Genomic DNA, 26,760 nt, shown 5'->3' on the forward strand with positions numbered 1-26,760 from the left:
GCGGGTCAGATGGTGACGACGGACTTGCCGCGGACCCGGTGTTCCGCCAGGCTCCGGACGGCCTCGGGCGCCTCGCGCAGCGGGTACGTCCGGTCCAGGGCCGGGATCAGCTGCCCGGCCTCGACGAAGCCGACGAGCGCCAGCAGGTCCTCGTACCGCTCCACCGCGGCCATCGGCCGGAGCCGCTGCCCGACGAACGGCGAGAGCAGAGCGGCCCGCAGCAGGCGGCCCAGCCCGCCGGTCCACGGGCCGCCGCTCTCGTTGCCCACCAGGACGAGCGTCCCCCGGGGCGTGAGGGCCCGCCGCAGCCGGGAGAGGCGCCGGCCGCCCGCGATGTCGAGGACGAGGTCGTAGCCGTCGCCGATGTCCGCGCGGGTGTAGTCGATGACGTGGTCCGCGCCGAGCGAGCGGACCAGGCCGGTCTTCGCGGTGCCGCACACCCCCGTGACCTCCGCGCCGTACGCCTTGGCCAGCTGCACGGCGTACGATCCGACGCCCCCGGAAGCGCCGATGACCAGCACCTTCTGACCGGCCGCCAACCCGCCGCTGTCGCGCAGGGCCTGGAGCGCGGTGAGCCCGGACACCGGCAGCGCGGCGGCCTGTTCGAAGCTCAGGGAGGGCGGCTTCAGGGCGAGTTTGGCCTGTGGCGCGCACGCGTACTCGGCGAAGGCGCCCTTGCCGATCCCGAACACCTCGTCGCCCGGCCGCAGTCGGGTCACCTGCGGGCCGACCGCCTCGACCGTGCCCGCGAGGTCCATGCCGGGGATGCGGTGTCTGGGCCGCCGGAGCCCGTAGCCCATGAGCCGGACCGGATACGGCGTCCCCGTCATCAGGTGCCAGACCCCGGCGTCGACCCCGGCGGCGCGCACCCGTACGAGGACGTCGTCGTCCCCGGGGACGGGCCGTTCGGTGTCGGCGTCGAACCTCATCGCGTCGGCCGTGCCGTACGCGTCCTGGACGATGGCCCTCATGGTGTCCCGCTTCCGGTGTCGGTTTCCGTTGTGCCGTCGGTGCCGGACGCTTCGTCGTCCGGGTACTGGAAGACCTCGTCGAGCGGGACCTTGAAGACGCGGGCGATCCGGAACGCCATCTGGAGCGAGGGGGAGTAGCGCCCCTTCTCGATGGCGATGACGGTCTGGCGCGTCACACCGATCCGGTCCGCCAGCTCGGCCTGGGTCATCTCCCCGTGCGCGAACCGCAGGGCGCGGATGCTGTTGGTGACCTCCGTCGGCTTCACCATGGCTGGAAGCCCGACCGGTAGGCGGCGATCCGCGCCGCGGAACCGAGCACCGCCGACAGGACGAAGGCCAGGTACACGGCGTTGGCGATCCAGAAGCGGTCCCAGTCGGCCATCGCCATCAGCAGCGCCGCGATGGCGCCGATGGCGACGAAGGACTGTCCGATGTGCTCGCCGAACCGGCTGATCTCCCGGTCGCGCTGGTCCGTTCTGCGGCCGCCCCGGGGTGAGGCGATGCCCAGGGCGATGGTGACCGCGATGGTCGCGCCGGTCGAACCGCCGACCGACCACAGCAGCAGCGGTACGTACGCCACTTCGGTCAGCGGGCCGTCCCCCGCCCGGCTCAGGAGCAGGGAGAGGTAGACCGCGTACGCCGCGACGGCCACCAGCCCCATCGTCCAGGCGCGCTTCTCTTCGAACGACATGCGTGCTCCCCGTTGCCGTGTAGAGCCAACTCAAGTCATGTAAAGCATCTTTGACACCGTGAACGTAAGGTCTGCTTGACCTCATGTCAATGATTCTTTACTTCCGGGTCGGGATGGAGCCGTATGGAGGCACGCATGGCACACCCGAGCGAGTGAGGGGCGCCGAAGTGGAACGGATCGACCGGCCTGACTGTCTACCCTGACGCGCACCGGAGGCGGGCGCCCGGACCCGGGGGGTCCGGCCCGGAACATCGCAGAGAGCAGTTCTGATCCGTGAGTCTGATGAGTAACGCGTTCCTGGTGACCATCCTGCTGGGTACGTTTCTGGTGTTCGTGGCCGGAGTGTGGCTGTGGCCGCGGCTGGCCCGGCGCACCTGGCGGGCCGTGCTGGGCCGGGTCGGGCTGATCCTCGTCGCACAGGTGCTGGTCCTGGCCTCGGTGGGCCTCGTGGCGAACCGGACCTTCCTGCTCTACGGGTCGTGGGGCGACCTGTTCGCCGGACAGAAGACGGAAGCCGCCCAGGGCGACGCCCTGCCCGGCGGATCCGCCGTCAAGGTCCTCGCGCGGCAGAAGCCCGAGGTGCCCGGCAGCGCCGATCCGCGCTCGGCTGGGGTGGTCGAGAAGGTCCTGCTGACGGGCGAGCGGTCCCGGCAGGGCGGTGAGGCGTACGTCTACCTGCCGCCGGAGTACTTCCAGAAGGGGAACGAGAAGCGGAAGTTCCCCGCGGCGGTGGTCCTCACCGGATACCCGGGCATGGCCGAGAACCTGGTGCGCAACCTGCGCTATCCGAGGACGGCGTGGACGCTGGCCAAGGAGAAGAAGATGAAGCCGATGATCCTGGTGATGATGCGGCCCACCGTCGTCCCGTCCAACTCGCAGTGCATCGACATCCCGGGCGGCCCGGCCACGGAGACCTTCTTCGGGACCGACCTGACCCGGACGATCGCCAAGTCGTACCGGACGGGTACCGATGCGCGCGACTGGGGGATCATGGGCGACTCCACCGGCGGCTACTGCGCCTTGAAGATGGGGCTCCAGCACCAGGAGAGCTACTCGGTGGCCATCGGTCTGTCGGCGGACTACAAGCCGGAGGTGGACGCCCAGTCCGGAGACCTCTTCCACGGGGACAAGAAGCTGGAGAAGCGCTCGGACCTGATGACGAACCTGGAGCACCTGCCGAAGGGGAAGTCGTCCTTCCTGGTCACCACCTCCCTCATCGGCGAGTCGAACCTGAAGCCGACGCGGGAGTTCGTCGAGAAGGCCAAGGGCCGTGCGAGCGTCGCGTCGATCACCCTCGACAGCGGCGGACACGGCTTCAACACCTGGCGCCGGGAGATCCCGCCCGCCATGGAGTGGATGAGCGCCCGCCTGGGGAAGTGACCGGCCCCGACGCGGTGGGGCAGCCGGCTTCATAGAAATAGTTTCTAGAAAACCTTCCAGATTCGAAGCGGGCTGCTCCAGACTCGACCCATGACGGGGAATCACCGAACGTCGGCACGCCCGGTGTTCTACTGCAATGTCGTCCTGCTGGCCGTGGGCCTGCTCCTGACCTGGGTCATCAGCGGTTCGCTCTACGACTACTACGTGCGCGCCACCCCGGTGACCGTGACGCTGGGGCACTCCTGCAAGGTGCCCGTCATGGGGTCGAGCGGTGCCACGACCTGCGAAGGGGCCCGGTGGACGGTCGACGGCCGCACCGTGACCGGCACCCTGCGCCCGCACAACGGCGAGATCCACGGCGGCGCCCTCTTCTACGCCGGTCCCGGCACCGAGCCGCTGTCGTACAGCGGCCGGGCCCGGGCGCTCGGCGACACGGCCTACAGCGAGCCCCGGCTCTCCCAGAGCGTCGCCGCCCTCACCACGGCCGCCCTGGCCGGCGTCGCCCTGCTCGGCGCCGCCGCGAGCGCTGTGCTGCTGCGGCGTGGCCGCCGCCGGGCGGCCATGACGGGGGCGGCGCCGGGGGTGGTGCCCGGGGCGGTGGGCGAGGTCCTCGGGCGGTACGCCGCGCGCCCCGACTACCGGTCGATGCTGCTGGTGGAGGGCGCGGTCGTGGTCTTCGGGGCCTTCCTCGCGGTCGCCGTGCTGCTGCCCCCCGGCGAAGGGCTGCTGCCGGGGATCGCCGGCATGGCGGCCGCCCTCGCCGTGGTCCTCGCGGCCGGCCGCGGACTGCTCGCCGAGGTGCGCCGCGGCGAGCGCGGAGCGGTCCTGATCGGGCGGCGCGGGCTCGCCGTTCTCACCGGCGACACCAGCGTGTTCGTCTGCCCGTGGAGCGAGGCCAGCCTGCTCGGCGTACCGCAGACCGCCGGGAAGGCGGCGGACACCGCCGGGTTCACGGTGCGGGCCGACGGCGGCGCCCGCCACACCTTCCGCCCCTCCGGCTGGACGGGGTTCGCCGAGCTGCGCCGCGCCGCCTCCGAAGCCGTCTTCGCCGCGGCCTGGCCGCGCGCGGTGCGGGACCTGGCCGACGGCCGGAGCGTCCCCTTCGGCACCTTCACCGCCACCCCCACCGGCCTGCGGACCCCCGGCGGGGAATTCGGCTGGCGGGACGTCGGCGGGCTGCGGATGGAGTCCCCCGGCCGGGCGCTCATCAAGACACCCGCCCGCGACGTCGTCCTCCCGCTCGCCAGGACCCCCGACGTCGAGGTGCTCCTCGGCCTGCTCCTCGGCCGCGGCCGCCGGGCAGCCTGAATCCGGCTACGGTGCGGGCGCGCGCAGGGTCTGGCGGACCGACCAGAGGACCGAGACCAGCGGCACCGCCACCACCGCGCCCACCACCCCGGCGGCGATGGCCCCCGCGATCACGGACAGCGCCACCACCACCGGGTGCAGCCGCACGGCCCAGCTCATCACCAGCGGATGCAGCAGGTGCCCCTCGATCTGGCCGATGACCACGATCAGTACGACCACCAGGCCGGCGATCAGCGGCCCCTTCACGGCCAGTGCGACGATGGCGGCCACGGCGAGTGCCACGGGGGATCCGATCAGCGGGATGAACGCGGCGACGAACTCCAGCAGGGCGAGCGGCGCCGCCAGCGGCACCCCGAGCAGGAGCAGCGAGACGCCCACGAGGATCGCGTTGGTCCCGGCCACCAGCACGATGCCGCGGGTGTACCCGGTGAAGGTCCGCCACGCCGCCCGGCCCGCGTCCGCGAGCCGCTGCCGCGCGCCCCGCGGGAACTGGGCGCAGAACCAGGCCCACTGCCGGTCGCCGGAATGGATGAAGAAGACCGAGCAGAACAGGGCCAGGGCGATGACGGTGAGCGCCTGTACCAGCCTCCCCGCCCCGGTCACGGCGGTGTCGAGGAGCGTGGCGCTGTGGCTGGAGAGGTACGAGCCGATCCGGGCCTGTATGTCACTGAGCGCGTGCGGATCCAGCCGGAACGGGGCCCGTTCCAGCCACGGCTCGATCCGGCCCAGCCCGTCCCGGAACTCCGCCACGAGGTCGGTCCACTGGCTGGCCACCGTCTCGCCCACGAACGCCAGTGCGCCGAGGACGAGCACGATGGAGCCGATCAGGGTGCAGGCCACCGCCAGGGGTCTGGGGATCCAGCGGGAGAGCAGATGGGTGGGCGGCCGCAGCAGCGCCGTCGCGACGAGCCCGAGGAAGACGGCGAGCCCGATCTCGTGGAAGCGTTCGAGCACCACGAAGACGCCGTAGGCCAGGACGGCCACGATCAGCAGCCGCCACGCGTAGGCGGCGACGGTCCGCAGCAGCGGCGACACGCGCGCCGACCCCGCCGGGTGGGTCCGGTACCGGCTGGGCGGCGGGGGGATCCGCCGCCGCCCGCGCCGTCCGGCGGAGCGCCGTGCCGTCCCCGCCGGGGCTCGCCTGGTCACGGTTACGCGGCGGGGCGGTGGGTCTCGTGGCCCGTACGGGCCGTACGGGCCATACGCGCCGTCTGGCCCGGACCGGCCGGACCGGGCCAGACGGCGCGGGACCGGTCGCCCGGCCGCCCCGCCCGTGTCCCGAGTGCCCCGCGTGTGCCGCGCACCCCGCGCACCGCGCCCGTTCCGTCGTCCCGCCGGTGATCCGCCATGAAGCCATCAAAGGGCCGCGGCGGCCCCCGCGCCTCACGGGCGGCCCGGACCGTTGGCCCCAATGGCCCCCTGCGCTCGCGCACCGCGCGCCCGCGGTGTCCGCTGGAAGGGTGAACCCCGCACCCGAGCGGCCCCGGGGAACGCCAGACACCCTGGGCCCCCGCTGGTGGGCCGGCCTGCCCCCGGCGGCGGGCGCAGCGGTCATGGCCGCGGGCATCATCTCGGTCGGTCTGCACCTGACCGGCCACGAGGCGCCGTCCCTCGTCGCACTGGCCGTCGCCGGGGCCCTGTGGCTCGTACTCGCCGCCGACTTCGGCGCCCGGCTGGCCGGTGACCGCGGCCGGTTCCGCTCCGAGGCCGACACTCCCGCGGCGCTCACCGCGGTCGCCGCCACCGCGGTGCTCGGCACCCGGCTGTCCCTGCTGGGCTGGCGCCCGGTCGCCGTCGTCCTGCTGGCACTGGCCGCGCTGCTCTGGCCCGGGCTGATGCTCGCGGTCCTGCGGCACTGGCACCGGGGTGCGCCCGGGGCGGCGTTCCTCGTCTGCGTCGCCACCCAGGCGCTGGCCGTCCTCGCGGCCGTGGTCGCCGCGGACAGCGGCCAGGACTGGCTCGCGTGGGCGGCGCTCGCCGCCTTCTGCCTCGGGCTGCTGCTGTACGCGCAGGCCCTCGTCCGGTTCGACTTCCGGGAGGTGGTGCACGGCGCGGGTGACCAGTGGGTGGCGGGCGGCGCGCTCGCCATCTGCGCCCTGGCCGGTTCCAAACTCACGGCCTCACCCGTATGGGCCGGTTGGGCGCACACCGCCCTGCGTACCGCCACCCTGGTGACGCTCGCCCTCTCGCTCGTCTGGTACGCCGTCCTGCTGGCCGCCGAACTGGCGCGCCCGCGCCCGCGCTACGACATCCGGCGCTGGGCGACCGTCTTCCCGCTCGGCATGACCGCCGCGGCGTGCCTCTCCGCGGCCGGTCCGACCGGCGTCGGATGGCTGCGGCCGCTGGGCGAGATCCTGCTCTGGGTCGCGCTGGCCGCCTGGCTGCTGACCTTCACCGCCCTGGTCAGGACCCACCCCGGAGGCGACCGCTGAGACGGCCCAGGGGCGCCGCGGCCCTCGCCGCGGCGCCCCGGGGCCGATCCGCACCGGCTCAGACGGGCATGTCCCGGCCGCGTCCGCCGCCTTCGACGCCGGTCCGGCCGAACTGCTCGTCCAGCACCGACAGCCGGCGCCAGTACTCGTCCTCGTCGATCTCGCCGGTGGCGAACCGCCGGCCGATGATCGCGATCGGCGAGTTCTCGCCGTAGGCGACGCGTCCGGCCGCCGCCCAGGGGCCGCGCCCGCCGCGTCCGCCGCGCCACACGGTGCGGCGCAGCACGGTGACCACGGTGAAGATCACGGCTGCCCAGACCAGCGGGAAGAACAGGATCCACGGGCCGGGCCCGTCGTACGCCAGGGTGTTCATCACGACTGCGCTCCTCGGAAGGGGTTGATCCGTCACCCCGAGCCTCGCCCCGCGAGGGCCCCCGGTCGTCGTCCCCCCGGCGGCAGTACGGATACCTCCGGGGGAGTACCCGGGAGGTGTGCGGCTCAGCCGAGCCAGCCGGGCCGGACCAGCCCCGACTCGTAGGCCAGCACCACCAGCTGGGCCCGGTCGCGGGCGCCCAGTTTCACCATCGCCCGGCTGACGTGGGTCTTCGCCGTCAGCGGGCTGACCACCAGGCGGCGCGCGATCTCCTCGTTGGCCAGCCCCATCCCCACCAGGGCCACCACCTCGCGCTCCCGCTGGGTCAGCCGGTGCAGTTCACCGGCCGCGGCGGCGGCCTCCGGGGCCTTCGAACGGGCCGCGAACTCCGCGATCAGGCGGCGCGTCACCCCGGGGGAGAGCAGGGCGTCGCCCGCCACCACCGCCCGTACCGCGCGCAGGAGTTCCTCCGGCTCGGTGTCCTTGACCAGGAAACCCGACGCGCCGCCGCGGATCGCCTCGAAGACGTACTCGTCCAGCTCGAAGGTGGTGAGCATGACCACCTTGACGGAGGCCAGCGCGGCGTCCCCGGTGATCGCACGGGTGGCGGCCAGCCCGTCGAGCACCGGCATCCGGATGTCCATCAGGGCGATGTCCGGGCGCAGGGCGCGCGCCAGGGCGACGGCCTCGGCCCCGTCGGACGCCTCACCGGCCACCTCGATGTCCGGCTGCGCGTCGAGCAGGGCCCGGAAGCCCGCCCGTACGAGCTGCTGGTCATCGGCGAGGAGCACGCGGATCACCCCCGCGGAGCCTCCCGTTCCCGCTGCTGCGTCCATTCCCGCCGTCCCGCTCATGCCCGCTCCTCCGCTCCGCCGCCCGCCACCGGCAGCCGGGCCACCACCCGGAAGCCGCCGTCCGGCCGGGGTCCGGCTTCGATGCTGCCACCCCGGTCGGCGGCCCGTTCGCGCATCCCCGTCAGCCCGCTGCCGCTGCCGCCCGGGTCGCCGCCGGTGGCCGGGCCGTCGTCGTCGATCCGCAGCTCCAGTACGCCGGGCGGCCGGGTGATGCGGACCCGCGCCGTCCGGGAGCCGGAGTGCCGCACCACATTGGTGAGCGCTTCCTGCACGATCCGGAACGCGGCCAGGTCCGTACCCGGCGCAAGGGCGGGGCCGACGGCCTCGCCCTCCAGGGAGACGGTGAGCCCGGCGGACGCGGCCTGGGCGAAGAGTTCGGGGAGCCGGTCGAGCCCGGGGGCGGGCGCGCGGGGGGCTGCGCCCGGCGCGCGCAGCGTGTCCAGGACCTGCCGGACCTCGCCCAACGCCTCCTTGCTGGCGGCCTTGATGGTCCGCAGCGCGGTACGGGCCTGCTCCGGATCGGAATCCAGCAGCGCCAGCCCGACCCCGGCCTGCACGTTGATCACGGAGATGCTGTGGGCCAGTACGTCGTGCAGCTCGCGCGCGATCCGCAGCCGCTCCTCGTCGGCCCGGCGCCGCTCGGCGACCGCCCGTTCGGCCCGGTCCCGGGCGCGCTGTTCCCGGCGTACGCGCACCACCTCGGACGCGGCGAGCACGGCGAGCGCCCAGGCGATGACCGGGCCCTCGCCCGCCCACGGCGCGGGGCCGTCCCCGGCGGGCGGCAGCCACCGGTACAGCCAGTGCGCGATGGCCAGGTGCCCGGCCCAGAGCAGCCCGACGGAGGCCCAGGCGACGTACCGGTGCCCGGCGACCACGGCCGACAGGCAGGCGACGGCCACGCTGAAGAAGACCGGGCCGTACGGGTAGCCGCCTGCCAGATAGCCGAGCGTGACCGCGCAGACCCCGGCCACCACCGCCGCCGGGTACCGGCGGCGCAGGACGAGCAGCAGCGGGCCGAGCAGCAGCAGGGCGTGGCCGGGCCAGCCGAGCGGTTCCCGGCCGGGCTGCAGGTGCGCCACCCAACCGGTGCCGGCCTGCGCGACCACGGCGACCAGGAGGGCGCTCCGCCACGGCGGTCCGCCCCCGCCGGTCCTGGTCCGCCGTGCCCCGTACTCCCGCCGCTGCGCCATGCGGCCACGCTAGAGGGCCCGGGGGCCCGCCGTCGTCCGCCGGGCGGTGCGGGGGCGCGTACTCCCCCCGTAGTACGCGGTGCGGGGCACGGGGCCGGGGGACCGGCCGCCCGGCCGGTCAGCAGGTGAACTTGACGAGGCGGAAGCTCGCGTAGTGGTCGGCGGTGTAGTAGTCCTCCTGCGTCTGCTTCCCGGTGATGATCCGGCGGGCGCCGCGCGTCGGCGAGCCCGGGGTGATCACGGTGTACTCGTGGTAGTACCCGGAGGTGTGGCTCGGCAGCAGGCCCTCACGGTTCTGGAAGACGACGCCGTCCTGGGAGTACGGGAACGGGCCGCCCGAGGCGATGAGGTCCAGGGTGTCGTGGGCCTGGGACGGCAGGGCGGAGTAACAGATGGTGCCGACGGCCTTGACGGAGGCGGTCGCGGAGGACACGGAGGTCGCGGAGGACGCCGCGGAGGAGACGGCCGAGGCGGTCGGCGCGACGAGGAGGGCGAGGGAGACGGCAGCGGCGCCACCGAGGGCGGCCAGGCGCGTGGGGATTCTCATGCGCCCATCGTGATGCGCGCGGCGATGGCGCCGTCAATGCCAACTCCCTTGATTTCCCCGCCTGTTCACCACGCGTGTGGCGGCTGCAACGCAAGCGTCCCCGGAGCTTCAGCGGGGCGACACCCGGGCGGCCCGCTCGGAACTCTCCACCGGGGATGGGGAGATGGGGGAGACGGGGGTGCACAAGCGTTTACCTTGGGGGTAAACGCTTGTGCACCCCCCTTCGGGGCCAGTGTCTGGAGCCGTATGCCCGCCGCCGTGCCGCGTCTGGTCGTCCCCGTCCTCGCCTTCTGCGGGGCGGTCGTCGCCGTCATGCAGACCCTGGTCGTCCCGCTCCTGCCGCACGTGCCGGACCTGACCGGGGCCAGCCCGGGCGCGGCCGGCTGGCTCGTCACGATCACCCTCCTGACCGGCGCGGTCTTCACGCCCGTACTCGGCCGGGCCGGTGACATGTACGGCAAGCGGCGGGTGCTCCTCGCCTCGCTCGGCGTGCTCACCGCGGGGTCCGTGCTGTGCGCGGTCACCTCCGACATCGGCGTCCTGATCACGGGCCGCGCCCTCCAGGGGGCCGCGCTCGCCGTCATCCCGCTGGGCATCAGCATCATCCGCGACGAACTGCCGCCCGAGCGGATCCTGCCGTCCATCGCCCTGATGAGTTCCACCCTCGGCATCGGCGCCGCCATTGGCCTGCCCGTCGCGGCCGTCGTCGTCGAGAACTTCGACTGGCACACCATGTTCTGGGCCTCCGCCGCCCTCGGCGTGCTCGATGTGCTCCTCGTCCTGTGGGCCGTACCGGAATCCCCCCTGCGCACCCCGGGCCGCTTCGACGTCATCGGCACCGTCGGGCTCGCCGCCACCCTGGTCGGACTGCTGCTCGCGATCACCCAGGGCGCGGACTGGGGCTGGACCTCGGCGCGCACCCTCGGGCTGTTCGGCGGCTCCCTGGTCATCGGACTCCTGTGGGGGCGCTACGAGCTGCGCACCAGCTCCCCGATGGTGGACCTGCGGGTCTCGGCCCGCCCGGCGGTGCTGCTGACCAATGTCGCGGGGCTGCTCATAGGCTTCGCCTTCTACGCGAACTCGCTGGTCACCGCCCAGCTGGTGCAGGAACCGACGAGCACGGGCTACGGACTCGGCGCCTCCATCGTGGTCAGCGGGCTGTGCCTGCTGCCCGGTGGCCTGTCCATGGTGGCGCTCTCCCCCGTCTCGGCGCGGATCTCCGCCTCCTACGGTCCCCGGACGGCCTTAGGGGGTGTCCGGTGGATCAGGGCCGGGCCCGGGTCGGCTGGCACCGCGCCTTGCCGCGTTGTCGTCGGTCGCCGACGCTCCGCGTCGACTCCCTCCTCCGCCTTGCAATGCACGGCACCAGCCGACCCGGCCTATCCGACCCTGATCCACCGGACACCCCCACACCCTCGCCGCCGCGGTCATGGCGCTCGGGTACGTCGTCCGCTTCTTCACCAGCCACAGCCTCTGGCTGATCGTGGCGGGGGCCACCGTGGTCTCCTCCGGCACCGCGATCGCCTACTCCGCGCTCCCCGCGCTCGTCATGCGGGCCGTCCCGGTGACCGAGACCGGCGCCGCGAACGGGCTGAACACCCTGATGCGCTCGGTCGGGCAGGCCTGCTGCAGCGCAGTGGTGGCCGCCGTCCTGGCGCACGTCACCTTCATGGCCGCCGGGCGCAGCGCCCCCACCCTGCACGCCTACCTGCTGATCTTCCTCATCGCGGCCGGGGCCGCGCTCGCCGCCCTGGTGGTGGCCCTGTTCCTGCCCTCGGCACGGCCCTCCGGCCCGGCGGGTAACGTCGCCGTGACGACACCTCCGTCCGCCGCCCGGGAGGCCACATGAGCGCGATGGAGGACCCCGCGGACCCCGCCGCCGAGACGGACCCCGGCGCTGAGACGGGGAGCGGCGCCGAGACGGGGAGCGGCCGGGACGCCATCGTGCGCGCCGCCCGCCGGGCCTTCACCCTGCGCCCGTACGCCGAGGTCACCCTGCGCGGCATCGCCGCCGCCGCGGGGGTCAGCCCGTCCCTGATCGTGAAGCGGTTCGGCAGCAAGGAGCGCCTGTTCAACACGGTCGCCGACTTCCGCCCGGCCGCCGACGCCCTGTTCCCGGACACCCTGTTCGCGACGGCCCCGGACGCGCTCGGCCGCCACCTCGTCCTGACCATGGTCCGGCTGCGCGACGAGCTGCGCGGTGACCCGCTGCTGCGGGTGGTCTTCTCCCTCGGCAACGACGACGAGCGCACCCTGCTGCGCGAACGGTTCCGCGAGCAGGTCACCGGCCGACTGGCCGGTTCGCTGACCGGCCGGGACCGGGAGCTGCGCGCCGAGCTGATCGCGGGTCAGCTGCTGGGGCTGGGGGCCACGCTGAGCCTGCACCGGCCCGACGGCGCGGGTGCCCGTACGCCGCCGGAGCGGCTCGCGGACCTGTACGCTCCCGGGCTCCAGCGGCTGCTCGACGGCTAGGACTGAACCGGCGGGCCGACCTGCTCCCGCCCGCTCCTACTCGAAGCGGCTCGGGTCGCCCGCGCCGCGGCGCACGATCTCGGCCTCGCCGCTGGAGAAGTCGATGACCGTGGTCGGCTGGGTCCCGCAGTCGCCCGAGTCGACGACGATGTCCACCACGTGGTCGAGCCGGTCCTTGATCTCCCAGCCCTGGGTCATCGGCTCGGGCTCGTCGGGCAGGAGCAGGGTGCTCGACAGCAGCGGTTCGCCGAGTTCGGCGAGCAGCGCCTGGGTGACGACGTGGGCGGGGATGCGCACGCCGACCGTCTTCTTCTTGGGGTGCTGGAGCTGGCGCGGCACCTCCTTCGTCGCGGGGAGGATGAAGGTGTAGCTGCCGGGGGTGGCCGCCTTGATCGCACGGAAGACGTCGTTGTCGACGTGGACGAACTGGCCCAGCTGTGCGAAGTTCTGGCACACCAGGGTGAAGTGGTGACGGTCGTCGAGCTGACGGATCGAACGGATCCGGCTGACGCCGTCGTGATTGCCCAGCTGGCAGCCCAACGCGTAACAGGAGTCCGTGGGGTACGCGACGAGCGAGCCTCCACGGATGCTGTCGGCGACGCTGCCGATGGTGCGCTGCTGGGGGTTTTCGGGGTGCACATCGAAATACTTCGCCATCTGCCGAGCGTACGTGATCAGGAGCCTCCGTACGCAGGTGAGGGCGGGTGGGCCGTGCGTTCGGGTCCCCCCACGGTCCGGGTGAGGGCAAAATCGAGCAGGTGTTCGGATAGAGCGGTACGCTGGCACCATGCACGCCTTCCAGGACCTCGGACTCGCGGGACTCCAGGGGTCCCTCTTCGACCAGAGCGACGAAACGGCGCTCGGCCCGCTCCGCGGCCTGCGCCGCACCGCGCTCGGGGCCGGAGCCTGGGCCGACCACCTGCCCGGCTGGCTGACCGGGGCGGACGCCCTGTTCGAACGGCTGGCGGCGGACGTGCCGTGGCAGGCCGAGCGGCGGCAGATGTACGACCGCGAGGTGGAGGTGCCCCGGCTGCTCGCCTTCTACGGGGCCGACGAGCCCCTGCCGCACCCCGTGCTCACCGCGGCGCGGGACGCGCTGACCCGGCACTACGCCGCCGAGCTGGGCGAACCCTTCGTGACCGCCGGGCTGTGCCTCTACCGGGACGGCCGCGACAGCGTCGCCTGGCACGGGGACCGCACCGGACGCTCCGCGACCGAGGACACCATGGTCGCGATCGTCTCCGTCGGCGACCCGCGCGACCTCGCGATCCGCCCCCGCGACGGCGGCCCCACCCTGCTGCGGCTGCCGCTGGGGCACGGTGACCTCGTGGTGATGGGCGGTTCCTGCCAGCGGACCATGGAGCACGCGGTCCCGAAGACCGCCCGCGCCGTCGGCCCCCGGATCAGCATCCAGTTCCGTACCCGCGGAGTGCGCTGAGGGCGCGTGCCGGGCCGGGGACGGGGGCGCCGCGGCGGCGTGCGCACCCCCCTATAGGTGGGCACGCCGCCGCGGGCCGGTCAGTGGTGCCGGCTCTCGCGGACGAGGGCCGGGACGAAGCGGGACGCGTCGATGGTGCCGATGCCGGTCGCCATGTCGTAGCCGTTCACCGCGGTGTAGCCGGTGACGCCCGCGTAACTGTTGTTCGTACCGTCATTGACGTCCACCAGGCCGCTCGACGGCTTGTACCCCTCGTGCTTGTACAGGGAGTACAGGGCGTCGTTGAAGTTGCCGATCCGCCGGCCCGCCGCCTGGTCGGCGAGGGCGACGATGCCGGAGAACAGCGGGGCGGCCTCGCTGGTGCCGCCGTAGACGTCCCAGCCGACCGCGGTCGGGTCGAAGCTGGAGTACACCCAGGCCCCGCCGTTGACGGCGGCGGCCATCGAGATGTCGGGGGTGCCGCGACGGTTCCCGACGGCGCCGCGCACGCCGTTCTGGAAGCCGGGCCGGTCGAAGACGTGCGACTGCCCGCCGCCGCCCGCACCGTTGTCGTTGTAGACGCTCTCGGGGCTGAGCCGGTTGCCCTGGTCGTCGAGGTGCAGCTGGGTCCCGCCGATGGAGGTGACCAACGGGTCCGACGAGGGCCAGGAGTTGACCCGCATCGGGTAGGTGCCGCTGCCGTCCGCCGTGCTGTCCGTCGCGCCGCCGTCACCGGAGGACGCGAGGACGGTCACGTCGTGGGCCGCCGCGTCCTTGAACGCGTACCGCAGGTCCTTCAGGCTGGAGAAGTCGCCCTGGTCGAAGCCCGGGAAGGTGTTCTCGGTGGCGCCGAAGCTCTGCGTGATGACGTCCCCGACGCCCCGGTCGATCAGCGCCTTCTCCGCGGACATCATCTCGGGAAAGCCGGTGACCCCCTCGGTCTCCGCGACCGCGGTCTCCACCAGCACGATCTTCGCGTCCGGCGCCATCGCGTGCGCCATCTCGACGTCGAGCGTGGACTCGCCCGCCCAGCCGGTCATGTCGGCGTTCTTCGGGTCCCACGGCGGCACCTTGCCCCACTTGACCACCTCGACCCGGCTGCTCGGTATGCCGAACTGCTTGCTGTACACGTCGAGGTCGTGCTGGATCGTCGGCGAGCCGAACGAGTCCACGATCACGATGGTCCGGCCCTTGCCGGTGATGCCCGCCTGGTAGAGCGGGGCGAGGTGGTAGGCCTGGCGGTACTGCAGCGGGCCGTAGCAGGCGATCTTCCACTGCGCCTGGCACTGCTCGGTGGTCAGCGGGCTGCCGACCGCGCGGACCAGCTGGTGCCCGGCGATCGCCGGAACCGGCTTGGCGCGCCCGGCGGTTGAAGGGGAACCGGCCTGGGCGGCGGCGGTGAGCGGCGTGCTGACCAGAGCGGCGGCTGCCAGGGCGGTGGCCCCGGCCAGCGCGACCACGGCGCGGGACCGGGGGTGGGGTGTGCGCATGAATGCTCCTCGTGTGGAGTGAAGCCGCACGGGCGGCTGCCGTGATCACATCGGGAGGTCATGCACAGGACAAGGTGGTTGGTCGCTTGATGTCGAATGCTTTGCCTGACGGGGCGTTCCTTGACGCTTCCCGACCGAACCGCGGCCATACTCTTGGCCATAGCCATACGTGCGAGGCCTTTCCGCGGAGCATCGGGCGGACCGTCCAACGGGTGGAAGGCCCCCGCACGCGGCCGCCGGGCAGGGCAGGATCTGAGGCGGAAGACAGGACCCACCGCACCCGAGAGGCCCCCGTGACGATCGCCGACATCCCAGGCTCCAAGTCCATCACCGCGAGGGCGCTGTTCCTCGCGGCGGCCGCCGAAGGGACCACCACCCTGCTGCGCCCGCTGCACTCGGACGACACCGAGGGCTTCGCGGAGGGCCTGAGCGCCCTCGGGTACCGCGTCGAGCGGCAGCCGGACGCACAGCCGCAGGCGTGGACGATCGAGGGGCGCCCCGGCGGACCGGCCGTGGCCGACGCGGAGGTGTACTGCCGGGACGGCGCCACCACCGCCCGGTTCCTGCCCACGCTGGTGGCCGCCGCCGGTCGCGGCGAGTACCGCTTCGACGCCTCCGCCCAGATGCGCCGCCGCCCCGTCGCGCCCCTCACCCGGGCGCTGCGCGAGCTGGGGGTCGACGTACGCCACGAAGACGTCGAGGGTCACCACCCCCTGACCGTCACCGCGCAGGGGGTCAAGGGCGGTGAACTCACCCTGGACGCCGGTGAGTCGTCGCAGTACCTCACCGCCCTGCTGATGCTGGGTCCGCTGACGGCGGAGGGGCTGCGGATCACCGTCACCCGGCTGGTCTCGGAGCCGTACGTCGACATCACCACCACGATGATGCGGGCCTTCGGGGTGGAGGTGGGCCGCCACGACACCCCGGAGGGCAGGGTCTACACCGTCCCGCCCGGCGGCTACCGCGCGGCCGCCTACCCCGTGGAACCGGATGCCTCGACCGCGAGCTACTTCTTCGCGGCGGCCGCCGTCGCGGGCCGGGAGGTCACCGTGCCCGGCCTCGGCCGGGGCGCCCTCCAGGGGGACCTGCGGTTCGTCGAGGTGCTGGAGCGCATGGGCGCCACCGTACGGATGGCGGGCGACCGCACCACCGTCACCGGCGCCCGCTCCGGTGAACTGCGCGGCCTCACCGTCAACATGCGGGACATCTCCGACACGATGCCCACGCTCGCGGCCATCGCCCCCTTCGCGTCGGGGCCGGTGCGCATCGAGGACGTGTACAACACCCGCGTGAAGGAGTGCGACCGGCTGGAGGCCTGCGCGCAGAACCTGCGGAGCCTGGGCATCGAGGTCGCCACCGGGCGGGACTGGATCGAGATCACCCCGGGCGCGCCGCGCCCCGCGGAGATCGCCACGCACGGGGACCACCGGATGGTGATGTCGTTCGCCGTGACCTCGCTGCGCACGCCCGGCATCACCTTCGACGACCCCGGCTGCGTCAGGAAGACCTTCCCCGGCTTCCACGCGGCCTTCGCGGCGCTGCGCGAGGGCTGGAGCGAGGGCTGGAGCGAGGGCGGGATCGGGAGCGGGAGCTGATCCTTTACCGTTCGGTCGACCAGCCGTCACCGCGGTCCGGATAGCGTTCGGGACATCCAACGACCGTGTCGAAAACGGCCGGTGACCTCGTGCCGCCGGCCGGTGGGAGAAGTGTGCCGTGAACCTGATGAGCCCGATGGACGCGACCAACCTGCTGGACGCCGCGACGGACCTGCCCGACGCCTGGAGTTCGCGGGTCGTCGGGCAGGTGGGTACCGCGCGGGTGAAGGTGCTCAGGATGGACGGCCTGCCCGTGGAGGTGGAACGGCACGACGCTCCCGAAGCCCTTCTCGTGCTCGACGGGCACCTTGCGCTCGAAGTCGACGGGCGGCCGGTGCCGGTGGAGGCGGGCGAGGTCTACGTGGTCCCGGCCGGGACGCCGCACGCGGTCCGGCCGGGGAGCCGGGGCACGCTCGTGATCGTCGAGACCGACGGACCGGCCTCGCCCGGGGCCGACTCCGCTAGGTGATGAGGAAGCCCGGGGCCGGGAGGTCGCGGTGGAAGGTCAGCCGGTCCCAGGTCGGGTAGGCGAGGTCGGTGACCGTCAGCAGCCGTCCCGTTGGGTCGTGCAGGGTGCGGCGTACGGACAGTCCGCAGGCCGGGTTGCCCGCCGGGCGGGATGCCGACGGGTGCGTGGTGCGGGTCATCGTGATCGTCTCGGCGGTCCGGGCGGTCGTCGCCGCCCGCTCCAGCCACCGGTGCAGGGGCCGGAGGTCCTCGTCGCGGACCGCCGTCGCCGCCCGGTCGAGGTAGCCCGCCAGCTCGGGGGTCGCGGCCACGACGGCCGGGCAGAGGTAGGTCACCGCGTGGTGCAGGACCTCGCCCCGGGGGCCGAGGGCGCGGTGGTGGTGGACCAGGGTCCGGTCCCCGCCGCGCATGGAGAGCAGGGCGGCGAGCGAGGGCGCCACGGTGACGTGGGTCAGCCAGTTCTGGCTGGGGGCCTCGGGGGTACCGGGAGCGCCGGAGACATCGGGCGTCGCGTGGGCCGTCTCGCGCTCCGGGCCGGTGGTAGGTGGTCCGGCCGTGACCGGCCGGGTGCCGCGGCGGCCGGTCACGATCAGGCCGTCCTCGCGCAGGTGCTGGAGGGCGGCCCGGACGGTCTGCCGGTTGACCTGGTAGCGGGCGGCCAGGACGCGCTCGGAGGGCAGCCGGGCGCCGGGGGCGCGGGCGGTGCGCTCCAGTTCCTGCCGCAGCGCTGCCGCGATCCGCTGGTACTTGGGCATGACGGCGGGGCCGTCACCCCGCGAAGGGGAGGGCATGGCTTCTCCTCGGACGGGTGGTCAAGGACTGCGCGGTCTGCTGGACCAACGTAGCAGTGGTCTATACCTTTCGGTGAGTAGGTGTCCGGCGACCGTACGGGTTTGGCCGAATCGGATCCCGGGCCCACGCGGCCCGGGAGATAGCGTGAGCCCCGTTCCCGAGCACGAGGGGGTGCGTGCGGATGGTGGACCGGTCCCACGGCGCGGCGGCGGAGTTCGCCGCGTTCTACCGGGCGCGGACGGCGCCGCTGGTCGCGTTCCTGATGGTGCGGGGCGCCGCCTTGGGCGACGCGGTCCGCCTCGCGCAGGACACGATGGCCGCGGCCCGGGACTGGGCGGTGACCACCGACGCGCTCGCGGCGGACCAGGACCCCGGCGACGGCGGTCGAGCCCGAGTCCGCGACCGGGACCGCGAGTTGTGCACCTGGACGTACCGGGTCGCCCTCGCCGGGCTGGAGCGGCGAGAGTCCGCGCGCCGGGCCGAAGGCGGGGAAGAGGCGGTTCCCGCGCCGCCGGCCTCCGGGACCCGGGAGGTGCCGGTGCTCGCCGCGTGGGAGGCGGTCGCCGACCGGCTGGCCGGACTGGAGCCGCGGCAGCGCCGGGTGATCGCGCTGACGGCGGTCGCGTACCCGCCGGGTGAGACCGGCTACGAACTGCTCCTCCCGACGGGCAAGGTCCGCCGGACGCTGCGCTCCGTGGGACGGCTGCTGGGCACGTCCACCGAGGACGCGCTGATCACCCGGCTCACCACCGCGCTGGACGAGCTGGCCGCCGTACTCGACGGTGTGCTCGACCTGGAGGCGGGGCTGGCCGACATCGGCGGCGCGGGCCACGGTGGCGGGCGCGCGGGTGTCCCCGTCCGTGGCGGCGGGCCGTTCGCCGCCGCCGGTATCGCCCGGGCCTTCCCGCGGGCGTGGGGATTCGACCCGCGCCTCCCGGTCCCGCCCTGCGCCGCCCCCGCTCCGCCCACTCCCGCCCCGGGGCCCTACCGCGGCCCCGAGGCCCCGCTGCGCACTTACGCGGCGGAGCAGGCCAAGTGGCGTGAACACCTCCCCATGGCCGAGCTGGCCGCCATACGCCTCGGGGCCCTGTTCGCCTTCCACACGGACCGGTTCCGCAAGGACGCCGAGGCGTCGTGGTACCGGGACTCCGGGGTCGATTTCCCCGCGGTCGACGCCCGTGCGTACGCCGTCGCGCTGACCCGGGACATCACCCGGGTGAGCGCCGTGTTCGATGCCGTGTGCGGCCCGGACGGCGAGGTTCCGCGCCGGGCGGGCAACCTCGCGTCGTGGCTGGAGCATGACGAACCCTCATCGGTCGAGGTCTCGTACGAGGGCATCGAGCTGGCCATCGCCCTGGGCCGGTTCCGGGTCCGGGCCCTCGGCCAGGCCCTGCGCGCGGCGTCGCCGCCCGGCGCGGACACCGAGGGCGGGCTGTACCGGGCGCTCACGCTGGCCGAGCTGCCCGCGGCGCAGTCGGTCGGGCGGCTGCGCCACCTGCGTTCCGATCTGTCCCGGGCCGAATCGACCCTGCCCGACGGCTACTACGTCGACATGACCCGCGACTTCGCCTCCGACGAGGCCCTCAACCGCGACCTGATCCACGGGGTGGACGACATCGAGCGCCTCCTCGCCGACCGGACCCCCGCCGACTGAACCGAGCCCGCGGGACCGGACGTAGGGTGGTCGCCATGCCACAGGACGCAGGAGCCGCACAGGGCGCACACGCCACACAGGGCACGGTGACGGCGCGGGGCGCCGCGCCCGACGGGGTGGACACCGCCCGGGTCGTGTACGGATGCATGGCACTCGGCGGCGGCTGGGGCCCCGAGCCGTACGGGCCCGCGGACATCGACCAGGCCGAAGCGGTGATCGAAGCGGCCCTGGAGAGCGGCATCAGCGTGTTCGACCACGCCGACATCTACCGGCGGGGCAAGGCGGAGGCCGTCTTCGGCGAGGTGCTGAGCCGCACGCCCGGGCTGCGCGAACGCGTCACCCTGCAGACGAAATGCGGGATCCGACTGGCCGAAGGCGACCGGCCCGGCCGCTACGACCTGCGCGGTACGGCCATCCTCCAGCGCGTCGAGGAGAGCCTCGGGCGACTGCGCACGGACGTCATCGACGTGCTGCTCCTGCACCGCCCCGACCCCCTGGCCGATCCGCGCGAGGTCGCCGCCGCGCTCACCTCGCTCCGGCGGCAGGGGCTGGTCCGCGGCTTCGGCGTGTCGAACATGAACGCCGCGCAGATCGCCGCCCTCCAGGCCCACCTCGACTTCCCCCTCGCCGTCAACCAGCTGGAGATGAGCCTGGACCGGCGCGACTGGGTGGAGGACGGCGTCCTCGTGAACACCGCCGCCGCCGCCGCGGCGAACGGTTTCCCCACCGGGACCATCGAGTACTGCCTGGCCCACGACGTCCGCCTGCAGGCCTGGGGACCGCTGGCCCAGGGCCGGTTCACCGGGCGGGAGGAGACCGGGGAGCAGCACGCGACGGCGCGCCTCGTCCGCTCGCTCGCCGGGGCGAAGGGCACCACGCCGGAGACCATCGTGCTCTGGTGGCTGCAACGCCACCCGGCCCGGATCGCCCCCGTGGTGGGGACCGGCCGCCCGGAGCGGATCCGCGCCTGCCGCGACGCCGCGCTGCGGGACCCCGATCTCACCCACGACGAGTGGTACGACCTGTGGCTCACGGCCCGGGGCGGCCCGCTGCCGTAGGACCGGTCACGGCGTCAGGGGGAGGTCTGTGCGGCGGTGAGGCCGCTCTCGCCGCCCCAGGTGAAGGTGAGCCCGGCCGCCCGGGCGGCGTGTTCGAGCTGGCTCTGCAGGACGCTCATGGCGATGCTGGCGGCCTGTAGACCGTCCACGCCGTGGATCTCGTAGACGATCGAATCGTCCAGGCCCTCGATCCGGCAGGGGCAGATCCAGTCCCCCTCGGGGTCGCCCTCCGGGCGCGGTGTCCCGAGCTGGAGCGAGACGGTGAAGGGCGCGCCGCTCTCGGGTGCCGCCTCCAGGGTGCGGTAGGCGATGACGGGACCGAGGGTGTCGCTGTCGGGCATGGTCGCTCCTGTGATCCTCCTCCGGGCCGTCGGCTCGCGGAGCCCGGAGGTATGTCTGGAGATGCTCGGGGGAGGCATGGGCAGCCGCGGCCGCCCATGCCGACGACCGTACTCCAGAAAAGCGGAATATCTGGTTCCCCCAGCCGGGCCTGTCGCCAAAGTCCCACGTCAGACGGCACGCACGGGCGGCCGCAGCGGCACGGCCGCCGTATGCGGTTGCCCGGGGCCGGTGGGTGTGACACGGTTCCGCGATGCCCACTTTCTCCGCACCCGACGGAACCGAACTGTCCTACCGCGTGACCGGCGACGGCCCACCGCTGGTCTGCCTGCCCGGCGGGCCGATGCAGGACTCGGTGTACCTCGGTGACCTCGGCGGGCTGACCGCCCACCGGCAGCTGATCGTGCTGGACCTGCGCGGCACCGGCCGTTCGGCCCACCCGGCGGACGACACCAGCTACCGCTGCGACCGGCTCGTCGACGACGTCGAAGCCCTGCGCGAGCACCTCGGCCTCGCCCGCGTGGACCTGCTCGGGCACTCGGCGGGCACGAACCTGGCGGTGCTGTACGCCGCGCGCCACCCGGAACGCGTGGGCAGGCTGGCCCTGATCACCCCGAGCGTCATGGCCGTCGGCGTCCCGGTCACCGGCGACGACCGGCGCGGGACGGCGCTGCTGCGCAAGGAGGAGCCGTGGTTCCCCGAGGCGTTCGCGGCCCTGGAGACGGTCGTCGAGGGACGGCCGTCGGCCGATGCCTTCCGGGCCATCGCACCCTTCTGGTACGGCCGTTGGGACGAGGAGGCCCGCGCCCACCAGCGCGCGGCGGACGCCCAGCGCAACACCGTGGCCGCCGCCGTCTACGGCTCCGAGGGCGCCTTCGAGCCCGAGGTCACCCGCCCCGCGCTCGCCCGGCACGCGGGGCCCGTGCTCGTACTCGCCGGTGAGTACGACCTGAACTCGCCGCCCGGTGCGATGGCCGGGGTGGCGGGGCTGTTCCCCGACGCCCGGCTCGTCGTCCAGCCCGGCGCCGGGCACTTCCCCTGGCTCGACGACGCCGGGCGGTTCGTGGCGGCCACGGCGGCGTTCCTTGCATGAACGAGGGGCCGTTCCCTCCAAAGAGTGAGCGGGCGGGGAGCCGGCCCCGCCTCCCCACCCCTCAGGACTCCCGAGGGGCCGGTTCCATGGACCCGCCGCCGATCCCCGCGGCCCCGGCGAGCTGCTCCCGCCACCACGCCTCCACGTCGCGCTCGTTCATCGCGGCCCACGGGGGCGTACGTTCCACCTGGGCGCGGCCCAGCCTGCGGGCCAGGGCGACCAGATCCCGCCCCGCCGGGCCGCGGGCCTCCTCGTAGCCGCGCAGCAGCCCGTCCCAGGACGCGGCTTCGCGCCACGCGGTCTCGAAGGCGCTGGCGTCCTGGAGGGCCTTGGCGGCCCCGCTGGTGTTGTGCGGCCGGACCACGGTGGCGGCGTCACCGCCGAGCAGGAACCGCCCCGATGTGGTCCGCGGGGTCTCCAGGTCGTAGATGGGCTGGACGAAGGTGTCCTCGGGTTCGGTCAGTGAGAGCACCGCGGCCCAGTACGGCGGGAACTCCCGGGCCAGCAACCCGGCCAGATGCTCCGTCAGTTCCGGGCTCAGCCGCCCGGCCGGGAAGCTCGTCGGATCGCTCGCCGGGTCGTCGAGCCCCAGTGCGCCCGGCGGCGGGGTGGCGTACAGGACCCAGTTCACCCGGGGGCCGTCCGGCCCGGGGATGCGGTAGACGACACAGCTCCCGCCGGGGAAGCAGACGGTGGTGACCGCGTCGTCCCACTCTCCGCCCGACGGGTCGAGGGCGGCGGCCCGCCGGGCGTCGAGGTTGCCCCGCCAGCACACGTAACCCGCGTAGTGCGGACGGGATTCGGGGCAGACCGTCCGGCGCACCACCGAGCGGTAGCCGTCGGCGCCGACGGTCAGGTCGTAGCGTTCGGCTCCGCCGCCGCCCAGGCGCACCTCGGCCCGCTCACCGGCCCGCACGACAGCCGTGACCGTCTCGCCCTGCCGGTAGTCCACGGCGGCGGGCATGCCGTCCCGCAGCCCGCGCCACAGCAGGCCCCAGTGGTAGGAGTGGAAGGGGAACGGCTGCTCCCAGATCACCCGCCCACCCGCGGCCGGGCCCGCGGACGGAGCGCCGGTGCCGGTCCCGGACCCGTCCCGGACCACCCACCGGCGCCGGACCAGCCGGTGCGCGGCGATCCCGGCGGGCAGCGCGCCGGTGGCCGTCAGTTCGGCGGCCCGCTCGTCGTGGACGCACAGCCCGAGCCCGCGGTCCTCCAGCCGCCCCAGGGTCCGCTCCAGCACCACCACTTCGCGCGCCCCGGCCCGTACGGCCGCCGCGGCGAAGGCACAGCCCGCGATGCTCCCGCCGATGACCGCGACCGTACCGCCGTCTCGCATGTCCGTTCCTTCCAGAAGAGGGTGCCCGTTCAGGCGTGCAGGATGCCCGTCCCCAGCAGGCCGAAGAGCAGCACGCCGACGACGATGCGGTAGACCACGAAGGCGTTGAACGAATGCTTCGCGACGAACTTCAGCAGCCAGGCGATCGAGGCGTACGCGACGGCGAAGGAGACCAGGGTCCCCACCAGCAGCGGTACGGCGCTCACCCCGGCGCCGACCGCGTCCTTCAGCTCGTAGAGGCCCGCGCCGGTGAGCGCCGGGATGCCGAGGAAGAACGACAGGCGGGTCGCGGCGACCCGTTCGAGGTCGAGGATCAGCCCGGTGGACATCGTCGCGCCGGAGCGCGAGAAGCCGGGGAAGAGCAGCGCGAGGATCTGCGAGGAACCCACGAGCATCGCGTCCTTGAGCGAGGTGTCGTCCTCGCCGCGCTTGTGCCGGCCCATCTGGTCGGCCGCCCACATCAGGCCGCTGCCGACGATCAGGGAGCCGGCCACCACCCACAGCGAGGCCAGCGTGCCCTCGATGAGGGGTTTGGCGGCCAGTCCCACGACGACGATGGGGATCGTGGCGTAGATGACCCACCACGCGAACTTGTAGTCGTGGTGGTAGCGCTCCTCCGGGTTCCGCAGGCCCCGCCCCCATGCGGAGACGATCCGCACGATGTCCTTGGAGAAGTACACGAGCACCGCGGCGATGGCCCCCACCTGGATGACGGCCGTGAACGCGACCACGCTCTTGTCGTCGACGGGGATCCCCATCAGGCCTTCGGTGATCTTCAGGTGTCCGGTCGAGGAGACCGGCAGGAACTCCGTCACTCCCTCGACCACGCCCAGAATCACGGCTTGACCGATGCTGATCGCGCTCACGTGCATCATCCTCGCGCTGTCGTTGGCGGGGCGCCCGCCTCAGCAGCCGCCGCAGTTGTAGTACAGGACGTCCCAGTGACTGCCCTCGTCGGCATAGATGTTGCCCGAACCGGACTTCCACTGGGGCGCGCCGTCACCCCGCAGGCCGATGTAGGTGAACGTGTTCTTGACGTAGTTCCCGACGCAGGTGCCCTTGGTCAGGTCGATCTTGTACCCGTTCCAGTGCGAGTAGGTTCCGGACGCGTGGCCGGTCTCCGTCCCGCCGGTGATGTTGAGGGCGCAGCCGCTGGCCCCCTTGAGCACCTGGGCGGCCTGGGCCGTCGCGAGGTTCAGCTGTTCGAAGGACGTGCACGTCGGGTTGGAACGGTCCGAGCAGTTGCCGGAGGACGACCAGGTGATGCCCGACTGCCGGAACATCGAGGTGGCCGTCGCGTGACTGATCTTGACGGGGGCGGCCTCGGCCGCGGTGGCCGAGGTGAGGACGCCGAAGCCGGGGGCGGCCAGGGCCCCGGACACGAGGACGAGCACGCTGAACAGGGGACGGACGCGCACGGTGGTTCCTCCGGTTCGGTACGGCGATGGGAGGCGATGCGGGTGCGGTACGGGCGATACGGGTGCGGTGTGATGGTGCCCGAGGCCGTGCCCGCGCGCCAGACCGCGCACCGGACCGCGCGCCGTGCATGGTGGCCGGACGGGCGGCCGCCGGTCCGGCGGCGCCGGGACACCACGGGCGAGGAGGACCCATGAAGGCCACGGACGTACTGGCCGACGCGTTCGGACGGATCCAGGAGGTGGTGCACGAGAGCGTCGAAGGGCTCTCCGCCGACGCACTGGCCGCGCGCCTCGACCCGGAGGCGAATTCGATCGGCTGGCTGGTGTGGCACCTGACGCGGGTACAGGACGACCACGTGGCGGAAGTGGCGGAGCGCGAACAGGTGTGGACCGCGGGCGGCTGGGCGGACCGGTTCGGTCTGCCGCTGCCCGTCCGCGCGACCGGCTACGGGCACACCGCCGCGCAGGTCGGCTCGGTCCGGGTCGGCTCGGACGCGCTGCTGCTGGGGTACTTCGACGCCGTGCACGAGCAGACGGTCGCCTTCCTGCGCGGCCTCGCCGCCACCGACCTGGAGCGGGTGGTCGACGAGCGCTGGGACCCGCCGGTCACCCTCGGGGCCCGGCTGGTCAGTGTGCTGGCCGATGACCTCCAGCACGCCGGACAGGCGGCCTTCGTCCGCGGTGCGCTGGAACGCCGCTAGCGGGGTCCCGCGTGGGGCACCCGCGTGGGGCTCCCGGGCGCGCTGATAGAACTGGGTCTTGACACACGGTTCGTCGCTCAGTGCGGCAGGAGAGGGAGTTTCCTATGGATGTACAGCACTTCGAGCGGATCACCGCGTTCATCGAGGCGCGCCTGACCCCGCTGTTCGCCGCGGAGACGGGCAGCGAGAACGGCTTCGGGATGGACGACACCTCGCGCGCCCTGCGCGCGCTGCGCAACGCCGTGCTGGAGGCGTCGGCGGTCAAGGGGCTGCTGGAGCGGCGCCCGACCGCCGAACCGGCCGTGGCCCGGGTCATCGACCAGTCGGTCGAGCAGCACTGGGACGTGCTGCGCGGGGTGGCCCGCCAGTGGGAGGACCACCCCGACTTCGTGCGGGAGTTCAAGCGCCACGCCTGGGAACTCGACACGACCCCGGCCGCCGCGGTCTGATCCCGGGGGCCGACCCGGGCAAACCCCGGGACGCCCCGAGGCCCGGACCGCCCGGTCCGCCCCTCGGGAGGAGCGGACCGGGTGCGGACCGGGCCCGTGGGTCAGTTGTTCTGGGTGGCGTCCGTGTCGGCGTCGTCCGCCGCCTTGTCGGCGTCGTCCAGCTTCTGCCGCATCTGGGCCTGCTCGCCGCTGTCGGCCGGGCCGGCGGACTGCTCCGCCGCGGGCCGGTCGGCCTTGTCCTGCGAACAACCGGTGAGCAGCAGTGCCGACCCCGCGGCCAGCACGGCGAGCGCTGCGGCGGCGCGGCGGGGCACGGTCACTTGGTGTCCTGGGCGGCGCACCAGGTGCTCACGCCCTTCAGGTCGCCCTGCCGCTTCTGCAGCGTGGGCAGCAGGGCCTTGCGGGCGGTGAGGCGGTCATTGAGGTAGGTGTAGATCTCGGTGTGACCGGCGCTCTTGGCGTTGGCCACGCGCTGCTCCAGCCGTGCGACCGAGCCGTTCACGGTCGCGTCGCCGCCGAGGCGGGTGACCGCGGCGTCGACCCGGGCCTTGGTCTTCGGCAGTCGCTTGCAGATCTCCTTGGAACCGTCACCCTTCGGCGCGGACTTGGGCGCCTTGGCCTTCGCCGATCCGGCCGGGGACGAGTCGGCCTGCGCGGGGGCGACGGCGAGCAGCGCTCCGGCCAGGGCCAGGGCGCCGATCGCGGCAACGGTCGTGCGGTTCGCGGGCATGG

At 73.6% G+C, this 26,760-nt stretch carries 31 protein-coding genes; 13 read left to right on the plus strand and 18 right to left on the minus strand.

Annotated elements, in window-relative coordinates; genetic code table 11:
* Window positions 1-5 precede the first annotated feature (5 nt).
* The 3 genes from OHS33_RS33235 to OHS33_RS33245 are packed head-to-tail and all read right to left on the minus strand — an operon-like array spanning window position 6 to window position 1,662.
* Entirely contained in the window at window positions 6-971 is a 966-nt protein-coding gene (locus OHS33_RS33235; protein WP_330334125.1) for an NAD(P)-dependent alcohol dehydrogenase, read from the minus strand.
* Entirely contained in the window at window positions 968-1,240 is a 273-nt protein-coding gene (locus OHS33_RS33240) for a helix-turn-helix transcriptional regulator (protein ID WP_330334126.1), read from the minus strand. The genes OHS33_RS33235 and OHS33_RS33240 overlap by 4 nt, the downstream gene beginning before the upstream one ends.
* Entirely contained in the window at window positions 1,234-1,662 is a 429-nt protein-coding gene (locus OHS33_RS33245) for a hypothetical protein (protein WP_330334127.1), read from the minus strand. Before OHS33_RS33245 ends, OHS33_RS33240 begins: the two co-directional genes overlap by 7 nt.
* 273 nt (window positions 1,663-1,935) lie before the next feature.
* On the opposite strand from OHS33_RS33245, the gene OHS33_RS33250 reads away from it, so the two are divergent.
* Both OHS33_RS33250 and OHS33_RS33255 read left to right on the plus strand, forming a co-directional pair.
* On the plus strand, window positions 1,936-3,042 hold the full coding sequence (locus OHS33_RS33250) for an alpha/beta hydrolase (protein ID WP_443065379.1): 1,107 nt from the start codon (window positions 1,936-1,938) through the stop codon (window positions 3,040-3,042).
* A gap of 90 nt (window positions 3,043-3,132) precedes the next feature.
* Entirely contained in the window at window positions 3,133-4,350 is a 1,218-nt protein-coding gene (locus OHS33_RS33255; protein ID WP_330334129.1) for a hypothetical protein, read from the plus strand.
* A 6-nt stretch (window positions 4,351-4,356) separates the two neighbouring features.
* Here OHS33_RS33255 and OHS33_RS33260 read toward each other — a convergent pair whose 3' ends face one another.
* Entirely contained in the window at window positions 4,357-5,385 is a 1,029-nt protein-coding gene (locus OHS33_RS33260) for an AI-2E family transporter (protein WP_330334130.1), read from the minus strand.
* Window positions 5,386-5,501: 116 nt separating this feature from the next.
* On the minus strand, window positions 5,502-5,699 hold the full coding sequence (locus tag OHS33_RS33265; RefSeq protein WP_330334131.1) for a hypothetical protein: 198 nt from the start codon (window positions 5,697-5,699) through the stop codon (window positions 5,502-5,504).
* Window positions 5,700-5,810: 111 nt separating this feature from the next.
* Between OHS33_RS33265 and OHS33_RS33270 the strand changes: the two genes are divergently transcribed.
* Complete coding sequence (locus OHS33_RS33270) at window positions 5,811-6,782, plus strand: tellurite resistance/C4-dicarboxylate transporter family protein (protein ID WP_330334132.1); 972 nt, start codon at window positions 5,811-5,813, stop codon at window positions 6,780-6,782.
* 58 nt (window positions 6,783-6,840) lie between these two features.
* Here OHS33_RS33270 and OHS33_RS33275 read toward each other — a convergent pair whose 3' ends face one another.
* The 4 genes from OHS33_RS33275 to OHS33_RS33290 form a co-directional block, all read right to left on the minus strand.
* The gene (locus tag OHS33_RS33275) at window positions 6,841-7,155 is read right to left on the minus strand and encodes an SHOCT domain-containing protein (protein WP_330335300.1); all 315 of its coding nucleotides are present in this window, start codon (window positions 7,153-7,155) and stop codon (window positions 6,841-6,843) included.
* A gap of 125 nt (window positions 7,156-7,280) precedes the next feature.
* Window positions 7,281-7,955, minus strand: a complete 675-nt coding sequence (locus OHS33_RS33280; protein ID WP_330335301.1) for a response regulator transcription factor — start codon at window positions 7,953-7,955, stop codon at window positions 7,281-7,283.
* A gap of 50 nt (window positions 7,956-8,005) precedes the next feature.
* On the minus strand, window positions 8,006-9,199 hold the full coding sequence (locus OHS33_RS33285; RefSeq protein ID WP_330334133.1) for a sensor histidine kinase: 1,194 nt from the start codon (window positions 9,197-9,199) through the stop codon (window positions 8,006-8,008).
* A 118-nt stretch (window positions 9,200-9,317) separates the two neighbouring features.
* Window positions 9,318-9,746, minus strand: a complete 429-nt coding sequence (locus tag OHS33_RS33290) for a ribonuclease (protein WP_330334134.1) — start codon at window positions 9,744-9,746, stop codon at window positions 9,318-9,320.
* 246 nt (window positions 9,747-9,992) lie between these two features.
* Here OHS33_RS33290 and OHS33_RS33295 point away from each other — a divergent pair, with 246 nt between their 5' ends.
* Window positions 9,993-11,549 carry an MFS transporter gene (locus OHS33_RS33295; protein WP_330334135.1) on the plus strand — a complete coding sequence of 519 codons (1,557 nt, stop codon included), beginning with the start codon at window positions 9,993-9,995 and terminating at the stop codon, window positions 11,547-11,549.
* Between the two features lie 42 nt (window positions 11,550-11,591).
* The gene (locus OHS33_RS33300; RefSeq protein WP_330334136.1) at window positions 11,592-12,218 is read left to right on the plus strand and encodes a TetR/AcrR family transcriptional regulator; all 627 of its coding nucleotides are present in this window, start codon (window positions 11,592-11,594) and stop codon (window positions 12,216-12,218) included.
* A gap of 36 nt (window positions 12,219-12,254) precedes the next feature.
* On the opposite strand, the gene OHS33_RS33305 is transcribed toward OHS33_RS33300, so the two are convergent.
* Window positions 12,255-12,875: an L-threonylcarbamoyladenylate synthase gene (locus tag OHS33_RS33305; protein WP_330334137.1), complete on the minus strand. Its 621-nt coding sequence runs from the start codon at window positions 12,873-12,875 to the stop codon at window positions 12,255-12,257.
* Window positions 12,876-13,005: 130 nt separating this feature from the next.
* Between OHS33_RS33305 and OHS33_RS33310 the strand changes: the two genes are divergently transcribed.
* On the plus strand, window positions 13,006-13,656 hold the full coding sequence (locus OHS33_RS33310; protein ID WP_330334138.1) for an alpha-ketoglutarate-dependent dioxygenase AlkB: 651 nt from the start codon (window positions 13,006-13,008) through the stop codon (window positions 13,654-13,656).
* Between the two features lie 80 nt (window positions 13,657-13,736).
* Here OHS33_RS33310 and OHS33_RS33315 read toward each other — a convergent pair whose 3' ends face one another.
* Window positions 13,737-15,125, minus strand: a complete 1,389-nt coding sequence (locus OHS33_RS33315) for a S53 family peptidase (protein WP_330334139.1) — start codon at window positions 15,123-15,125, stop codon at window positions 13,737-13,739.
* 293 nt (window positions 15,126-15,418) lie between these two features.
* On the opposite strand from OHS33_RS33315, the gene aroA reads away from it, so the two are divergent.
* Window positions 15,419-16,720: a 3-phosphoshikimate 1-carboxyvinyltransferase gene (aroA, locus tag OHS33_RS33320; protein ID WP_330334140.1), complete on the plus strand. Its 1,302-nt coding sequence runs from the start codon at window positions 15,419-15,421 to the stop codon at window positions 16,718-16,720.
* A 127-nt stretch (window positions 16,721-16,847) separates the two neighbouring features.
* Window positions 16,848-17,189 carry a cupin domain-containing protein gene (locus OHS33_RS33325; RefSeq protein ID WP_330335302.1) on the plus strand — a complete coding sequence of 114 codons (342 nt, stop codon included), beginning with the start codon at window positions 16,848-16,850 and terminating at the stop codon, window positions 17,187-17,189.
* Here the strand turns inward: OHS33_RS33325 and OHS33_RS33330 are convergent.
* Window positions 17,182-17,979, minus strand: a complete 798-nt coding sequence (locus tag OHS33_RS33330; protein WP_330334141.1) for a GntR family transcriptional regulator — start codon at window positions 17,977-17,979, stop codon at window positions 17,182-17,184. The two genes, OHS33_RS33325 and OHS33_RS33330, sit on opposite strands and share 8 nt — an antisense overlap.
* A gap of 182 nt (window positions 17,980-18,161) precedes the next feature.
* Between OHS33_RS33330 and OHS33_RS33335 the strand changes: the two genes are divergently transcribed.
* Both OHS33_RS33335 and OHS33_RS33340 read left to right on the plus strand, forming a co-directional pair.
* On the plus strand, window positions 18,162-19,634 hold the full coding sequence (locus OHS33_RS33335; RefSeq protein WP_330334142.1) for a hypothetical protein: 1,473 nt from the start codon (window positions 18,162-18,164) through the stop codon (window positions 19,632-19,634).
* A 35-nt stretch (window positions 19,635-19,669) separates the two neighbouring features.
* A complete protein-coding gene (locus OHS33_RS33340) occupies window positions 19,670-20,692 on the plus strand; it encodes an aldo/keto reductase (RefSeq protein ID WP_330334143.1) in 1,023 nt (340 codons plus the stop codon).
* A gap of 14 nt (window positions 20,693-20,706) precedes the next feature.
* On the opposite strand, the gene OHS33_RS33345 is transcribed toward OHS33_RS33340, so the two are convergent.
* The gene (locus OHS33_RS33345; RefSeq protein WP_330334144.1) at window positions 20,707-21,033 is read right to left on the minus strand and encodes a DUF6968 family protein; all 327 of its coding nucleotides are present in this window, start codon (window positions 21,031-21,033) and stop codon (window positions 20,707-20,709) included.
* A 251-nt stretch (window positions 21,034-21,284) separates the two neighbouring features.
* On the opposite strand from OHS33_RS33345, the gene OHS33_RS33350 reads away from it, so the two are divergent.
* Entirely contained in the window at window positions 21,285-22,124 is an 840-nt protein-coding gene (locus tag OHS33_RS33350; protein WP_330334145.1) for an alpha/beta fold hydrolase, read from the plus strand.
* Window positions 22,125-22,185: 61 nt separating this feature from the next.
* On the opposite strand, the gene OHS33_RS33355 is transcribed toward OHS33_RS33350, so the two are convergent.
* Genes OHS33_RS33355 through OHS33_RS33365 form a run of 3 tightly spaced genes read right to left on the minus strand, consistent with a single transcriptional unit; the run spans window position 22,186 to window position 24,878 of the window.
* Window positions 22,186-23,460, minus strand: coding sequence for an FAD binding domain-containing protein (locus tag OHS33_RS33355; RefSeq protein WP_330334146.1), 1,275 nt, complete (start codon window positions 23,458-23,460; stop codon window positions 22,186-22,188).
* Window positions 23,461-23,489: 29 nt separating this feature from the next.
* The gene (locus OHS33_RS33360; RefSeq protein WP_330334147.1) at window positions 23,490-24,326 is read right to left on the minus strand and encodes an undecaprenyl-diphosphate phosphatase; all 837 of its coding nucleotides are present in this window, start codon (window positions 24,324-24,326) and stop codon (window positions 23,490-23,492) included.
* A 39-nt stretch (window positions 24,327-24,365) separates the two neighbouring features.
* Window positions 24,366-24,878, minus strand: a complete 513-nt coding sequence (locus OHS33_RS33365; RefSeq protein ID WP_330334148.1) for a hypothetical protein — start codon at window positions 24,876-24,878, stop codon at window positions 24,366-24,368.
* 191 nt (window positions 24,879-25,069) lie between these two features.
* Between OHS33_RS33365 and OHS33_RS33370 the strand changes: the two genes are divergently transcribed.
* A complete protein-coding gene (locus OHS33_RS33370) occupies window positions 25,070-25,579 on the plus strand; it encodes a mycothiol transferase (protein WP_330334149.1) in 510 nt (169 codons plus the stop codon).
* A 104-nt stretch (window positions 25,580-25,683) separates the two neighbouring features.
* On the plus strand, window positions 25,684-26,028 hold the full coding sequence (locus OHS33_RS33375) for a hypothetical protein (RefSeq protein WP_330334150.1): 345 nt from the start codon (window positions 25,684-25,686) through the stop codon (window positions 26,026-26,028).
* Between the two features lie 101 nt (window positions 26,029-26,129).
* Here the strand turns inward: OHS33_RS33375 and OHS33_RS33380 are convergent, their stop codons facing one another.
* Both OHS33_RS33380 and OHS33_RS33385 read right to left on the minus strand, forming a co-directional pair.
* Window positions 26,130-26,348, minus strand: coding sequence for a hypothetical protein (locus OHS33_RS33380; RefSeq protein ID WP_330334151.1), 219 nt, complete (start codon window positions 26,346-26,348; stop codon window positions 26,130-26,132).
* Window positions 26,345-26,758: a hypothetical protein gene (locus OHS33_RS33385; RefSeq protein WP_330334152.1), complete on the minus strand. Its 414-nt coding sequence runs from the start codon at window positions 26,756-26,758 to the stop codon at window positions 26,345-26,347. The genes OHS33_RS33380 and OHS33_RS33385 overlap by 4 nt, the downstream gene beginning before the upstream one ends.
* Between the last annotated feature and the right edge of the window lie 2 nt (window positions 26,759-26,760).

Source organism: Streptomyces sp. NBC_00536, from assembly GCF_036346295.1.
Lineage (GTDB): Bacteria > Actinomycetota > Actinomycetes > Streptomycetales > Streptomycetaceae > Streptomyces.